Origin of the sequence: Flavivirga aquimarina, from assembly GCF_030540835.1 — a bacterium.
Lineage (GTDB): Bacteria > Bacteroidota > Bacteroidia > Flavobacteriales > Flavobacteriaceae > Flavivirga > Flavivirga aquimarina.
Map to the genome: position 1 here is coordinate 66,339 of NZ_JAUOEK010000142.1, position 14,106 is coordinate 80,444.

Below are 14,106 nucleotides of genomic sequence, written 5' to 3' on the forward strand. Positions count from 1 at the left end.
CGGTGTAAATTTAATAATTGTTTTAAAGCTATAAGGGCAGAACTAACTTATTTCGCTAAAAGAGTAATTAAAATCGGTTAAATACATTCGCGCTTTTAATTGAAAGTAAAAGTATGCATATCGTCGATGATTAATTATCAAAGATTTAAAAAAAAATAATGATTTGTTAATACATTTTTTTAATCTTTGAATAATTTTAAAAAATATTAAATGAAAATATTAGTTACAGGCTCAGCCGGTTTTATAGGGTTTTATGTATCCAAAGTGCTATTAGATAAAGGACACAAGGTTATCGGCTTAGACAATATAAATGATTATTATGACATAAGTTTAAAACTTTCAAGATTAGAACAATTAGGTATAGACCGAAAAAAAGCTGTTGTTTTTAATAATACTTGTGTAAGTGAAAGTTATCAGGACTTTTCTTTTGTCAGAATGAATATTGAAAACCGTGAAAGGCTTCCTGAACTATTTCAAAAGGAGAAATTCGATATTGTTTGCAACCTAGCAGCACAAGCTGGGGTTAGATATAGTTTAGAAAACCCTGAATCTTATGTAGATTCAAATTTAGTTGGTTTTTTAAATATCTTAGAATGCTGCAGACAGTATAATATTAAGCATTTAGTATATGCAAGTAGCTCAAGCGTTTATGGACTTAATAAGAAAATTCCTTTTTCTACTGAAGATAATGTTGACCACCCTATTAGTCTTTATGCTGCCACAAAAAAAAGCAATGAATTAATGGCGCATACGTATAGCCATTTGTTTAAAATACCTACAACAGGATTACGTTTTTTTACAGTATATGGTCCTTGGGGTAGACCTGATATGGCAATGTTCTTATTTACAGATGCCATTATTAAAGATAAACCTATAAAAGTTTTTAACTATGGTAAAATGGAACGTGACTTTACATATATTGATGATATTGTAGAAGGCATCACTCTTATTATTGATAAACCAATACAGGAAAGAGTCCAAAACAATGATTTTTATAAACTTTATAATATAGGAAATAATAATTCAGTAAAACTGCTTGATTTTATAAAAGAGATTGAGGTAAACTTAAAAAAGAAATCTAAAAAAGATATGTTACCCATTCAGCCTGGTGATGTAGAACGCACTTGGGCAAATGTGGATGCTTTGATTAATGACTATAATTATAGTCCCAAAACAAGTATACAAAAAGGAGTGAAATTTTTCATTGATTGGTTCATAGAGTATTACAAACAATAATACATATTATCGGTTTTATTTACATTTTCATAAAAACAAATGACATTTATCGTCAAAAACATTTAGTTAATATAATAATTCCCAGTGTTTAAATTATTTTTCACATATTTGGCTCGGTTAAAATTAAAACCCAGATTTAATGAACATACAACTACTAAGAGATAAAACAGTCCTCGTTACAGGAGGGGCTGGATTTATCGGCTCTAATCTATGTGAAACTCTTTTATCTAACAATATTAAAACAATATGTTTAGATAATTTTTCTACGGGGAAACGAAAAAACATTACTCCTTTTATAAATAATAATAACTTTAATCTCATAGAAGGTGATATAAGGAGCCTTGATGACTGTAAAAAAGCCTGTGATGGTGCAGACTATATTCTACATCAAGCTGCTTTAGGATCAGTTCCTCGTTCTATTAATGACCCTATTACAACCAATGATGTAAATGTATCCGGGTTTTTGAATATGCTGGTTGCTGCCAGAGACACTAAAGTTAAAAGGTTTGTTTATGCAGCAAGTTCCTCAACCTATGGTGACCACAAGGCATTACCAAAAGTCGAAGATACAATAGGGAAACCTCTTTCACCATATGCTATTACAAAATATGTAAATGAGTTGTACGCAAATATTTTCCATTCCACATATAATTTGGATACTGTGGGTTTGAGATATTTTAATGTTTTTGGAAGAAGACAAGACCCAAATGGAGCATATGCTGCAGTAATACCAAAATTTGTTCAACAGCTTATTAATCATGAATCTCCTATTATTAATGGAAATGGTTCTTATTCAAGGGATTTTACTTATATAGACAACGTAATAGAAATGAATATCAAGGCTATGACTGCCACTAACTCTGAAGCACTAAATACAGTTTATAATGTAGCATATGGAAAAAGAACAACTTTAATTGAATTAGCAACTATATTAAAAACATATCTATCGGAATTCGACAGTTCAATAAGTAAGATAGAAATTAAGTATAAGGAAAATAGAATAGGAGATATTCCTCACTCCCTTGCGTCTATTGATAAAGCAAAAAAATTATTAAATTATAACCCTGAATTCGATATCAAGAATGGCCTTAAAGAAGCCATAAACTGGTATTGGAAAAATCTTTAGTAAAATGTTAGTAAGAAAAATTTGTTGTATAGGTGCTGGCTATGTAGGAGGACCTACAATGGCTGTCATCGCAAAAAAGAATCCAGATTTAAAAATAACGATTGTTGATATTAATAAGGTTCGTATTAATGCCTGGAATGATAGCGATTTGTCTAAATTGCCCATATACGAACCTGGCTTAGCAGAAATAGTTGATGATACAAGAAACAAGAATCTGTTTTTTTCCACGGATATTGATACGGCCATAGACGAGTCGGAAATGATTTTTATTTCAGTGAATACCCCAACCAAAACTTATGGTGTGGGAAAAGGTATGGCGGCAGATTTAAAATATATTGAACTATGTGCAAGGAATATTGCCAAAGTTGCAAAAACTGATAAAATAGTAGTTGAAAAATCGACATTGCCAGTAAGGACAGCTGAAGCCATTAAAAGCATACTTCACAATACAGGAAATGGTATAGATTTTAAAATTCTATCAAACCCAGAGTTTTTAGCAGAAGGTACTGCTATTCAGGACTTATTAAATCCGGATCGTGTTCTGATTGGTGGAGAATCCGAAGCTGCAATTGAAAGCTTAGCTCAGATCTATGGAACATGGGTTCCACAAAATAAGATTCTAAGGACAAATGTCTGGTCTTCAGAGTTATCAAAATTAACCGCTAATGCTTTTTTGGCGCAACGTGTATCTTCTATCAATGCCATTTCTGAATTATGTGAGCTTACAGAAGCTAACATTGAGGAAGTATCTAAGGCCATCGGAATGGATTCGCGAATTGGCCCTAAATTTTTGAAATCTTCTGTTGGATTTGGAGGCTCCTGTTTTCAAAAGGATATTTTAAATCTTGTATATATAGCTCGAAGTTATAACCTAAATCAGGTTGCCGATTATTGGGAACAGGTAGTAATAATGAATAATCACCAAAAGCGTCGCTTTTCTGATCGGTTAATAAAGACACTTTACAACACAGTTTCTGGAAAAAAAATAGGAATGCTTGGTTGGGCCTTTAAAAAGGATACCAATGATACCAGAGAATCTGCAGCAATTTATGTTGCAGACCACCTATTAAATGAGCAAGCAATGATTTCGGTTTATGATCCGAAAGTATCTTGTTCAAAAATTCAATCGGATTTAAATTATTTAGGTACCAGAACGGAAGCAGAAAATTATGAAGGCTTAACCTCTGTCGATTCACCATATAAAGCATTAAATGAAGCCCATGCCGTAGCTATAATGACGGAGTGGGATGAGTTTAAAACCTATGACTGGGAAAAAATTTATTCACAAATGAAAAAACCAGCATTTATTTTTGATGGAAGGAATTTGTTAGATAAATCCAAAATGAGTCAAATCGGATTTGAGTATTATTCAATAGGTCAATAAAAATAATTATGAATACAGATAAAATCGCTATTATAGGATTAGGATATGTAGGACTGCCATTAGCTAGATTGTTTGCAACAAAGTTTCTCGTGATAGGTTTTGACATTAATCAAGAAAGAATTGATGAATTGTCACAAGGTAATGATTCAACTTTAGAAGTCGATTCTGAAACACTACAATCTGTTCTTAAAAAGAATTTAGATGAGAACATTGGTTTGTTTTGCACATCAAATATTGAAGATATAAAAGATTGCAACTATTATATTGTTACGGTACCTACTCCTATTGACAAAAATAATCGCCCGGACTTAACCCCGCTGTATAAGTCCAGTGAATCTGTTGGCAAAGTTTTAAAGAAAGGGGATATCGTTATTTACGAATCTACTGTATATCCTGGAGCCACAGAAGATGAATGTATACCAGTATTAGAAAAAGTGAGCGGGTTAATATTTAATAAAGATTTTTATGCTGGGTATTCTCCTGAAAGAATTAACCCGGGAGATAAACTTCATACAGTAGATAAGATATTAAAAGTTACAGCTGGTTCAACTCCTGAAATTGGCAAAAAAATAGATGATTTGTATGCTAGGGTTATAACGGCCGGAACTCACTTGGCTCCAACAATTAAAGTCGCAGAAGCAGCAAAAGTTATTGAAAACTCTCAACGTGATATTAATATTGCTTTTGTAAATGAACTGGCAAAGATTTTTAATCTGATGGATATTGATACTCACTCAGTGTTAGAAGCTGCAGGTACAAAATGGAACTTTCTTCCATTTAAACCGGGACTTGTTGGAGGGCATTGTATTGGTGTTGACCCCTACTACTTAGCTCAAAAAGCCCAAGAAATTGGCTATCATCCTGAAATTATATTGGCAGGACGCCGTGTAAATGATGGCATGGGGCAATATATTGCCTCTGAAGTAATAAAACTAATGGTACAAAATGATATTCGAATTAAAGAATCTAAGATATTGGTTTTAGGAATTACTTTTAAGGAAAACTGTCCAGATGTTAGAAATACTAAAGCAGTTGATGTTATTAATCAACTGAAAAGTTACGGGACTCAAGTAACTATATATGATCCATGGGCCAATCCAAAAGAAGTGAAAAATGAATACAACCTATTTACAGAAAAACAGTTACCAAAAGGTAAATTTGATGCAATCGTCTTAGCTGTAGCTCATAAAGAGTTTCTCCAAGAAGATTTAAAATCTTTATTAAATTCCAATGGAGTTTTATATGATGTTAAAGGAATATTAAAAGATAAAGTCAACGGTCGACTATAAAATTATTTAATAACCATGAACAAGATTAAAAAGAAAATATTAATTACAGGGGGAGCAGGTTTTATAGGTAGTCATGTTGTTAGACTATTTGTTAACAAATATTCTGAATATCACATCTATAACTTAGATGTACTTACCTATGCAGGTAATTTGGAAAATTTAAGTGACCTAAACAATTCAAAAAATTATACTTTTATAAAAGGTGATATTACAGACGAATTGTTTATTAATGATTTATTTGAAGACCAACAGTTTGATACCATAATTCACCTTGCAGCTGAATCTCATGTTGATAGATCAATAAAAAAACCATTATCTTTTGCAAAAACTAACATTTTAGGAACCATGGTTCTCTTAAATGCTTTTAAAAATACATGGAAAAATAGTTGGGAAGATAAATTATTTTATCACATAAGTACAGATGAAGTTTATGGAAGTTTAAGTGGGGAAGGATATTTTTTAGAAACAACACCTTATGACCCCAACTCACCGTATTCTGCTTCAAAAGCTAGTTCAGATCATTTTGTAAGAGCCTATGGAGAAACCTACGGTATGCCATATATCATATCTAATTGTTCAAATAACTATGGGCCTAATCAATTTCCTGAAAAACTTATCCCTTTATTTATTAATAATATCATACACAATAAACCATTACCAGTATATGGAGATGGTAAATATACTAGAGATTGGTTATTTGTGATAGATCATGCTTTAGCTATTGATTTGATTTTTAATAAGGGAAAGATACATGAAACCTATAACATAGGAGGGTTCAATGAATGGAAAAATATTGACCTAGTAAAATTACTTTGCAAGGTAATGGATGATAAGTTACAAAGAGATTTAGGAACTTCACAAAAGTTGATAACCCATGTTACGGATAGGCCGGGACATGACTTACGTTATGCGATTGATGCTTCAAAAATAAATAAAGAGTTGGGCTGGAAGCCCACAGTTACTTTTGAACAAGGTTTAATAAAAACTGTCGATTGGTATCTGGAAAACTCTATATGGTTATCAAATATTACCTCAGGAGAATATTTAAAATATTATAAAAACATGTATTTAAACATTTAATATGAAAGGAATAATTTTAGCAGGTGGTTCGGGAACAAGACTATACCCCTTAACGATATCGGTTAGTAAGCAGTTATTACCTGTTTATGATAAGCCTATGATTTATTACCCGCTTTCAGTTTTAATGTTAGCAGGAATAAGAGAAATTCTTATTATTACTACCCCTCATGATCAGGCTAGTTTTATTAAATTATTAGGCGATGGTTCTCAAGTAGGTTGTAAGTTTGAATATGCCGTTCAACCTGAACCCAATGGTCTAGCCGAAGCTTTTATAATTGGTGAAAAATTTATTGGAAATGATAAAGTAGCACTTGTCTTGGGAGATAACATATTTTACGGGAATGGTTTTGGAAAACTTCTAAGAAGTAAAATAGATATTAACGGCGCTTCAATATTTGCTTATCCTGTCAATGACCCAGAACGATACGGAGTGGTTGAGTTTAATGATGATGAAAAGGTTGTAAGCATCGAAGAAAAACCAGCAAAACCAAAATCTTCTTATGCTGTTCCTGGACTTTACTTTTATGATAATAGAGTTGTGGAGTTTGCAAAAAATGTGAAACCATCCGCTAGAGGAGAAAAAGAGATTACTACGTTAAATCAAATGTATTTAGAATTAGGAGAGCTAGAGGTAGGTATTATGACACGAGGCATGGCTTGGTTAGATACAGGTACAGTTGATGCTATGGATAGTGCTACAGAATTCGTAAGAGTTATGGAGAAAAGAACAGACAGAAAGGTAGCATGCATAGAAGAAATTGCATATCTGCACGGATTTATAGACAAACAACAAGCTGTAGATGCATCAATAAAGTACGGCAAAAGTGGTTATGGAGCATATATACAAAAAGTAATATCGTCATAATGGACAGTGTACAACTTATCGATCTGCCAAAAGTTTTAGACAGAAGAGGTAATTTGAGTTTCTTTGAAAGTAATAATCAAATTCCCTTTAAAATAAAGCGAACTTATTGGATTTATGATGTTCCTGGTGGAGAAATACGAGGCAGTCATGCTTTTAAAGAGTCTTGTGAATTAATTATTGCTCTTTCTGGTAGCTTTGATGTTATTCTGAATGATGGCGAGGTTGAAAAAAAATACAATTTAAACAGATCTTACTTTGGGTTATATGTTCCGAAAATGCTCTGGAGAAGGGTAGAAAATTTCTCAACGAATTCCCTTGCGTTAATTGTTTCTTCTATAAGTTATGATGAAAACGATTATATAAGAGATTTTGATGAATTCAAAATGTTACGAAATGAAATTAAAAAATAGCACTGTTTATGATTGTTCGGTAATTGATGTTTCCAAAGTGCATAGTGATTCAGGAAATATTACTGTAGTAGAAAATAGTCAAAATATCCCGTTTGATGTAAATAGAGTTTATTATTTATACGATGTCCCTAGTGGGGAGTCCAGAGGGGGTCATGCTCATTACGAACTTGAACAGTTTATAATTGCGGCAAGTGGTAGTTTTGATGTTATTATTGATGATGGGACTAATACAAAAAGAGTTTCTCTTAATAGGCCTAATTTGGCATTACATATTGTTCCCGGACTATGGAGAGAATTAAACAACTTTTCTTCCGGATCAATATGCATGGTGTTAGCATCCCATAAATACGATGAAAAAGATTATATACGAGATTATAATGAATTCATAAATAAGAAATAATGAGTGTTTTTATTCATAACTTATCCGATGTCCATACCAATAAAATTGGTGCAGGGACAAGAGTATGGCAATTTGTAGTCATTTTAAAGGGAGCAACTATTGGAAAGAACTGCAATATTTGTGCACAAGTACTTATAGAAAATGATGTCATTATAGGCGATAGTGTTACTGTCAAATCCGGAGTGCAAATTTGGGATGGAATCACAATAAAAGATAATGTGTTTATAGGACCAAATGTAACTTTTACAAATGATTTAGTACCTAGGTCTAAGATAAACTCAAATAGTTTTACTAAAATTGAAACTATAATTGAAAAAGGTGCAACAATTGGAGCAAATGCCACAATAATAGCAGGCAATAAAATTGGTCAATATGCTTTTGTTGGAGCTGGTTCTGTTGTGACAAAACCTATTAAGAATAACGAATTATGGGTGGGCAACCCAGCTAAACATATAGGATATATCACAAATGAAGGTCGTATTTTAGGATTAGACCTGACTGATAAAGATAATAAGAAGTATGAGTGGTATGATAATACTTTAATTGAAAAAAATGATTAAATTTTTAAATCTTCGGGAAATTAACAGGCAATTTGAAAAAGAGCTTAAAGAAGCCGCCTCAAGAGTAATTGACTCAGGATGGTATTTACTTGGAAAAGAGCTTAACACTTTTGAAGATAATTATGCCAAGTTTTGTGATGCAAAGTATTGTGTTGGAGTAGCTAATGGTTTAGACGCTCTTAGACTTATATTCAAAGCATATATTGAGCTAGGTATTATGAAAAAAGGTGATGAGGTAATTATACCTGCTAATACTTTCATTGCTTCTGTTTTGGCTGTTACAGATAATGATTTAATACCAGTTTTGGTTGAACCAAACGATCGTACTTACAATATTGATTCCTCTAAAATTGTTAGTGCTATTACTCCTAAAACCAAAGCTATACTTACAGTGCATCTTTATGGTCAAAATTCAATAGATGATACTATGTTAGATTTATGTAAAAAGCATAACCTAAAGCTTATTGAAGATGCTGCTCAATCTCATGGTGCTCAATGGAAAAACAAAGTTATGGGGAGTATTGGAGATGCGGCGGGGCATAGCTTTTACCCTGGTAAAAATTTGGGAGCATTGGGAGACTCTGGAGCTGTAACATCTAATGATCAAGAACTAATAAATATGGTTAGAAATCTTGCAAATTACGGATCTTCAAAAAAATATGAACATAGCCACAAGGGATTAAATTCTCGAATGGATGAAATACAGGCTGCTTTTCTTGATGTAAAACTAAAATATATACACAAGGATATTGAAGCGAGACGTAAGGTTGCAAATTATTATTTAAAACATATTACAAATCCATTAATTACATTACCCAAATTATTAGAACAATCGGGGCATGTTTGGCATTTATTTGTAATTAGGCTTAAGCAAAGAGATAAGTTAAAAGATTATTTGTTAGAGAATAATGTGCAAACTTTAATTCATTATCCAATAGCACCTCACAAGCAAAAAGCTTATAAAGATTTAAATAACCAAAGTTATCCGATAACCGAAAAAATGCAACATGAGGTATTAAGTTTACCTATTAGTGCTACATTGGATGTAAATAAATTACAAAAAATTGTAAACCTTATAAATACTTTCAAAGTATAACTAAAAAAACCCAAATGCTTTTTAATTCATTAGATTTTGCTGTTTTCTTGCCTATTGTATTTGTACTTTATTGGTTTGTTTTTAAAAATCAGTTAAAAGCTCAAAATATATTAATAGTAATTGCAAGTTATATTTTTTATGGTTGGTGGGACTGGAGATTTTTATCATTGATTGCCTTTAGTACAATTGTAGATTTTTTTATTGGAAGAAAGTTATCAAATGAATCTAATAGCAATAATCGTAAATTATTATTATGGACTAGTATCTTTGTTAATCTAGGGTTTTTAGGTTTTTTTAAATACTATAACTTCTTTTTAGACAATTTTATAACGGCTTTCTCCTTTTTTGGGAATGAAATTAAAGCTAATTCTTTAAACATAATCCTTCCTGTAGGGATTAGCTTTTATACCTTTCAAACGCTTAGTTATACTATAGATGTTTATAGAAAAAAGCTTAAACCCACGTCTGACTTTTTTGCTTTTACTGCTTTCGTTTCATTTTTCCCGCAACTAGTTGCTGGTCCAATAGAAAGAGCCACCAATTTATTACCACAATTTTATAAAAAAAGAACGTTTGATTATAGGTCTTCTATTGACGGTTTAAGACAAATTCTTTGGGGGTTATTTAAAAAAATAGTAATTGCAGACAATTGTGCCGTTTACGCTAATTTAATATTTAATAATTCTGACGATTATTCAGGAAGCACGCTTATATTGGGTGCTATATTTTTTACTTTTCAAATATATGGTGATTTTTCAGGCTATTCTGATATTGCCATTGGAACTTCAAGATTATTTGGGTTTGATCTAAAACAAAATTTTGCATTTCCATATTTTTCAAGAAACATTGCAGAATTCTGGAGGCGTTGGCACATCTCTCTCTCCTCTTGGTTTAAAGACTATGTATACATTCCCTTAGGAGGAAGCCGAGGAGGTATTCTAAAGAAAATAAAAAATACATTTATCATATTTGTAGTAAGTGGTTTTTGGCATGGTGCAAACTGGACATTTATTATATGGGGAGCATTAAACGCCATCTATTTTTTACCACTATTACTTACTAATAGAAATAGAAATTACATCGAAATCGTTGCCAACAATAAGTTTTTTCCAAATTTTAAAGAAATAATTCAAATGCTAGTGACTTTTAGTTTAACTATTTTAGCTTGGATATTTTTTAGAGCAAACAATGTAGGACATGCATTTAGTATACTCGAAGAGGTTTTTTCTAAAAGTACACTTAGTATCCCAAGTTTTGAAGGGTTTACTAAATCTATGATAATTATTTTAATGATATTCTTTTTTATATCTGTAGAATGGTTAGGAAGAAGAGGAAAGTTTGCTTTGGAAAAAATATATGTTGTTAAGTTTAGGTTTATACGTTGGAGCTTTTATTTATTACTGGTTATAATAATCATAATATTTGGGGCTAGTCAACAAGATTTTATATACTTTCAATTCTAAATTGTTTCGTTATGAAGAAATTTTTACTACAAATAATGGGTTTCATAATTACTTTTTTATTGATAAATATACTGGTAGGTTATTATTATAATATTCCGGTTAAAAAATCTATTGAAAATAAAACTCATAAAAAATATAAAAAATACTCAAAAGTACATGACACAACAAATACTTATAACACCATTTTTTTAGGGTCAAGTAGAGGTTATACAGCATATAACCCCGTTATTTTTGATAGTATTTTAGATACAAAGTCATTCAATATGTGTACAGGTTCTCAAAACATCATTGAATCTTATTATATTCTAAAAGATATTCTTGAGTTTCAAAAACCAAAAACTGTGGTCTACGAAATGTTTTTACCTTCCTTCGATACTACTGACGATTATTACCATATTCTATCTAATGCTTCATTTTTGAGGTCATCAAAGGTAAAACGAGAGCTTATTGTTAATGGTTTTGGTTTATCTGGTATTGCGAACTACCTCTCTCCTATTTTACGTAATAAATTGTATATCAAAGCAGATATTATGAAGTTACTTGTAGGGGGAAACTCTACAGTTACCAAAAAAAAGAACAATAGTTATTGGGTCTCAGGGTATTTACATGAGGAAAAGGAAGTAGATCAATATACTATTTCAAATTTTGAAAGGATGGTTAACCTTGATAATACATCTACTTCAACAATGAAGCTAGAATATTTTAATAAACTAACTAATTTATGTAAAGAAAAGGGGATTCAGCTTGTATGTGTAAGATCTCCGTTTCCGCCAACAAGATTAAATAATGAAGATGATAGCGACAATAAGTTGGTAACGCAATATTTTAATGATTTATGTACTCAAAATAACGTTGAATTTTTCGATTTTAATTCGATTAATAATGCTAATTACAGGTATGAAGATGCTAATTTCTCTGACTCACACCACATGAATTATAAAGGAGCTAACAAAGCCACGATGCAGTTGGCAGAACTAATAAAGGATTATTATGAAAAGTAAATTCATAGGTATATTTCGTTATATATCTAAAAACCCCTTTACATTTCCCTTTAGGCTAATAATTAGTTTAATTTGCCGTGTAAGATCTTGGTATTATTCATTATATATAGATGGTGGAAACGGCAGAATAATTATAACCAAACCTTTTGTTAAATTCAAAATAAAGAAAGATAAAACTGCCAATTTGTTTATTAAAGGGTTATTTAGGGTTATACCACATATTTCCGGGAAAACGATTTCGGTAATTGATATGGCTGCTAATTCTAAATTGGAGATCAATGGCGATTTCTCTATTGGAAATGGAGTTAAATTTATGCTTGCCAGTAATTCTTCATTAGTTATTGGAGGAAAAGATAAAGAATCTGATTCAGGCATAACTGCCAACACAATGATAATGGTATACAAAAACATTAACATAGGAAAAGATTTTCTTTGTGCATGGAATGTATTTATAAGTGATTCTGATTGGCATTCTATAGATGGACAAAATCATCAGGCAGATGTATCAATTGCCGATCATACATGGGTGGCAAACAACTCTAGTATTTTGAAAGGATCTCAAATCGAGGAAAACTCAATAATTGCCAGTTATACAAAAGTGATAAATAAAAAATACCCAAAAAACTCAATGATAGCTGGTACTCCTGCAAGAGTAGTTAAAACTGATATTAATTGGAGTAGAGATATAGTTTCTAATTCATGATTTAACTTAATGAAAGAAAACCAATCGTCATACAGGCAAATCATGAAGGCCACCTCTTTATTTGGAGGGGTTCAAGTTTTTAATATCCTTATTTCAATAGTTAAGTCTAAGGCTATAGCTGTACTGTTAGGTCCAAAAGGTATGGGTATAGCAGGTTTACTTATGTCAGCTATAAGCCTAATTAGTACTTTAACGAACTTTAGACTAGGCAATAGTGCTGTAAAAGATATTGCTGCTGCAGACTCAACAGCAGACCAAAACAGAATAGCTAAAGTTATTGCGGTTTTCAGAAAATTGGTTTGGGTAACAGGGGTACTTGGCACAGTAATAACTGTTATATTATCCCCATGGCTTAGCGAATTCACTTTTGGTAATGACGAATATACTTCTGCCTTTATTTGGCTTTCAATTACGCTTCTTTTAAATCAACTTTCAAGTGGTCAAATGGTACTTCTTCAAGGTTTGAGACACCTCAAATATTTAGCCAGGGCAAATATGCTCGGTTCTCTATCAGGCTTGATAATTTCATTACCCATTTATTATTATCATGGAATTGACGGTATCGTGCCTACTATGATTTTATCATCAATATTTGCAATACTCATATCTTGGTACTTTAGTAGTAAAATAAGAGTTGAAAAGGTATTAGTTTCAAGAAAAGAAATCATACTTGAAGGTAAAGGTATGATGCTACTTGGTTTTACGCTTAGCCTAAGTGCATTAATGACGGTAGGTGAATCTTTTTTGGTCCGAAGCTTTATTAGTAATACAGGAAGCTTAGAAGATGTTGGATTGTATAATGCTGGTTTTGCCATTATTGGGACATATGTTGGGCTTATATTTTCTGCTATGGGTACGGACTATTTTCCGAGATTATCAGGAGTTATACATAGTAAGGATAAAACAAAACTATTAGTAAATCAACAATCTGAAATAGGGGTGCTAATAATTGCTCCTCTTTTATCGGTTTTTTTAATTTTCATTAACTGGATAATAATTTTGCTATACTCAACAAAATTCACACCTGTTAATGAAATGATTCATTGGGCAGCTCTAGGTATGTTTTTTAAAATAGTTAGTTGGTGTATTGGTTTTATTTTAATTGCTAAGGGTGACTCTAAAACTTTCTTTTGGAGTGAATTATTTGGAATCAGTTATCTTTTAGGTTTAAATATTTTAGGGTATCACTTATTCGGACTTGAAGGTTTAGGGATTTCTTTTTTTATTGCATATTTTTTAGTTTTAATTCAAATATATGTAATAGCAAAATTTAAATATCAGTTTTCATTTAAAACTGAATTTTTAAAAATATTTTGGTTGCAATTTTTATTAGCAATTCTATGCTTTTTAATTTCTAGGTACATTGTTACACCTTACATGTATATTTTAGGAGGTATTGTCATCATATTAACTAGTTGGATTTCATACAGAGAATTAGATAAACGAATAGATATTAAAAGCATAATAAGGAAATTCATAAAAAAATAGTCTAA

At 31.4% G+C, this 14,106-nt stretch carries 14 protein-coding genes; all 14 read left to right on the forward strand.

Annotated elements, in window-relative coordinates:
* The first annotated feature begins 210 nt into the window (after nucleotides 1-210).
* The 14 genes from Q4Q35_RS14995 to Q4Q35_RS15060 all read left to right on the forward strand — a co-directional run bounded on the left by Q4Q35_RS14995 (nucleotide 211) and on the right by Q4Q35_RS15060 (nucleotide 14,101).
* The gene (locus Q4Q35_RS14995) at nucleotides 211-1,236 is read left to right on the forward strand and encodes an NAD-dependent epimerase (RefSeq protein ID WP_303278815.1); all 1,026 of its coding nucleotides are present in this window, start codon (nucleotides 211-213) and stop codon (nucleotides 1,234-1,236) included.
* 139 nt (nucleotides 1,237-1,375) lie between these two features.
* Nucleotides 1,376-2,362: an SDR family oxidoreductase gene (locus Q4Q35_RS15000; RefSeq protein WP_303278816.1), complete on the forward strand. Its 987-nt coding sequence runs from the start codon at nucleotides 1,376-1,378 to the stop codon at nucleotides 2,360-2,362.
* A 4-nt stretch (nucleotides 2,363-2,366) separates the two neighbouring features.
* The gene (locus tag Q4Q35_RS15005) at nucleotides 2,367-3,746 is read left to right on the forward strand and encodes a nucleotide sugar dehydrogenase (protein ID WP_303278817.1); all 1,380 of its coding nucleotides are present in this window, start codon (nucleotides 2,367-2,369) and stop codon (nucleotides 3,744-3,746) included.
* Between the two features lie 8 nt (nucleotides 3,747-3,754).
* The gene (locus Q4Q35_RS15010; protein ID WP_303278818.1) at nucleotides 3,755-5,035 is read left to right on the forward strand and encodes a nucleotide sugar dehydrogenase; all 1,281 of its coding nucleotides are present in this window, start codon (nucleotides 3,755-3,757) and stop codon (nucleotides 5,033-5,035) included.
* A gap of 15 nt (nucleotides 5,036-5,050) precedes the next feature.
* Nucleotides 5,051-6,115, forward strand: coding sequence for a dTDP-glucose 4,6-dehydratase (rfbB, locus tag Q4Q35_RS15015; RefSeq protein WP_303278819.1), 1,065 nt, complete (start codon nucleotides 5,051-5,053; stop codon nucleotides 6,113-6,115).
* 1 nt (nucleotide 6,116) lies between these two features.
* The gene (gene rfbA / locus Q4Q35_RS15020; protein ID WP_303278820.1) at nucleotides 6,117-6,980 is read left to right on the forward strand and encodes a glucose-1-phosphate thymidylyltransferase RfbA; all 864 of its coding nucleotides are present in this window, start codon (nucleotides 6,117-6,119) and stop codon (nucleotides 6,978-6,980) included.
* Nucleotides 6,980-7,390 (forward strand): sugar 3,4-ketoisomerase, encoded by a 411-nt coding sequence (locus Q4Q35_RS15025; RefSeq protein ID WP_303278821.1) that lies wholly within the window; start codon nucleotides 6,980-6,982, stop codon nucleotides 7,388-7,390. Before rfbA ends, Q4Q35_RS15025 begins: the two co-directional genes overlap by 1 nt.
* Nucleotides 7,374-7,790 carry a sugar 3,4-ketoisomerase gene (locus Q4Q35_RS15030; RefSeq protein ID WP_303278822.1) on the forward strand — a complete coding sequence of 139 codons (417 nt, stop codon included), beginning with the start codon at nucleotides 7,374-7,376 and terminating at the stop codon, nucleotides 7,788-7,790. The genes Q4Q35_RS15025 and Q4Q35_RS15030 overlap by 17 nt, the downstream gene beginning before the upstream one ends.
* Complete coding sequence (locus Q4Q35_RS15035; protein ID WP_303278823.1) at nucleotides 7,790-8,350, forward strand: acyltransferase; 561 nt, start codon at nucleotides 7,790-7,792, stop codon at nucleotides 8,348-8,350. The genes Q4Q35_RS15030 and Q4Q35_RS15035 overlap by 1 nt, the downstream gene beginning before the upstream one ends.
* Nucleotides 8,343-9,446 carry a DegT/DnrJ/EryC1/StrS family aminotransferase gene (locus Q4Q35_RS15040; protein ID WP_303278824.1) on the forward strand — a complete coding sequence of 368 codons (1,104 nt, stop codon included), beginning with the start codon at nucleotides 8,343-8,345 and terminating at the stop codon, nucleotides 9,444-9,446. Before Q4Q35_RS15035 ends, Q4Q35_RS15040 begins: the two co-directional genes overlap by 8 nt.
* A 14-nt stretch (nucleotides 9,447-9,460) precedes the next feature.
* Nucleotides 9,461-10,909: an MBOAT family O-acyltransferase gene (locus tag Q4Q35_RS15045; protein WP_303278825.1), complete on the forward strand. Its 1,449-nt coding sequence runs from the start codon at nucleotides 9,461-9,463 to the stop codon at nucleotides 10,907-10,909.
* A gap of 11 nt (nucleotides 10,910-10,920) precedes the next feature.
* A complete protein-coding gene (locus Q4Q35_RS15050) occupies nucleotides 10,921-11,910 on the forward strand; it encodes an LB_356 family protein (RefSeq protein ID WP_303278826.1) in 990 nt (329 codons plus the stop codon).
* Nucleotides 11,900-12,613 (forward strand): acyltransferase, encoded by a 714-nt coding sequence (locus tag Q4Q35_RS15055; RefSeq protein ID WP_303278827.1) that lies wholly within the window; start codon nucleotides 11,900-11,902, stop codon nucleotides 12,611-12,613. The genes Q4Q35_RS15050 and Q4Q35_RS15055 overlap by 11 nt, the downstream gene beginning before the upstream one ends.
* A gap of 9 nt (nucleotides 12,614-12,622) precedes the next feature.
* Nucleotides 12,623-14,101, forward strand: coding sequence for an O-antigen translocase (locus Q4Q35_RS15060; RefSeq protein WP_303278828.1), 1,479 nt, complete (start codon nucleotides 12,623-12,625; stop codon nucleotides 14,099-14,101).
* Nucleotides 14,102-14,106 lie beyond the last annotated feature (5 nt).

Excerpts from the sequence above, each read along its gene's own strand:
- Q4Q35_RS14995 (WP_303278815.1), top strand. The coding sequence starts at position 211 with ATGAAAATATTAGTTACAGGCTCAGCCGGTTTTATAGGGTTTTATGTA.
- Q4Q35_RS15000 (WP_303278816.1), top strand. The coding sequence starts at position 1,376 with ATGAACATACAACTACTAAGAGATAAAACAGTCCTCGTTACAGGAGGG.
- Q4Q35_RS15005 (WP_303278817.1), top strand. The coding sequence starts at position 2,367 with ATGTTAGTAAGAAAAATTTGTTGTATAGGTGCTGGCTATGTAGGAGGA.
- Q4Q35_RS15010 (WP_303278818.1), top strand. The coding sequence starts at position 3,755 with ATGAATACAGATAAAATCGCTATTATAGGATTAGGATATGTAGGACTG.
- rfbB (WP_303278819.1), top strand. The coding sequence starts at position 5,051 with ATGAACAAGATTAAAAAGAAAATATTAATTACAGGGGGAGCAGGTTTT.
- rfbA (WP_303278820.1), top strand. The coding sequence starts at position 6,117 with ATGAAAGGAATAATTTTAGCAGGTGGTTCGGGAACAAGACTATACCCC.
- Q4Q35_RS15025 (WP_303278821.1), top strand. The coding sequence starts at position 6,980 with ATGGACAGTGTACAACTTATCGATCTGCCAAAAGTTTTAGACAGAAGA.
- Q4Q35_RS15030 (WP_303278822.1), top strand. The coding sequence starts at position 7,374 with ATGAAATTAAAAAATAGCACTGTTTATGATTGTTCGGTAATTGATGTT.
- Q4Q35_RS15035 (WP_303278823.1), top strand. The coding sequence starts at position 7,790 with ATGAGTGTTTTTATTCATAACTTATCCGATGTCCATACCAATAAAATT.
- Q4Q35_RS15040 (WP_303278824.1), top strand. The coding sequence starts at position 8,343 with ATGATTAAATTTTTAAATCTTCGGGAAATTAACAGGCAATTTGAAAAA.
- Q4Q35_RS15045 (WP_303278825.1), top strand. The coding sequence starts at position 9,461 with ATGCTTTTTAATTCATTAGATTTTGCTGTTTTCTTGCCTATTGTATTT.
- Q4Q35_RS15050 (WP_303278826.1), top strand. The coding sequence starts at position 10,921 with ATGAAGAAATTTTTACTACAAATAATGGGTTTCATAATTACTTTTTTA.
- Q4Q35_RS15055 (WP_303278827.1), top strand. The coding sequence starts at position 11,900 with ATGAAAAGTAAATTCATAGGTATATTTCGTTATATATCTAAAAACCCC.
- Q4Q35_RS15060 (WP_303278828.1), top strand. The coding sequence starts at position 12,623 with ATGAAAGAAAACCAATCGTCATACAGGCAAATCATGAAGGCCACCTCT.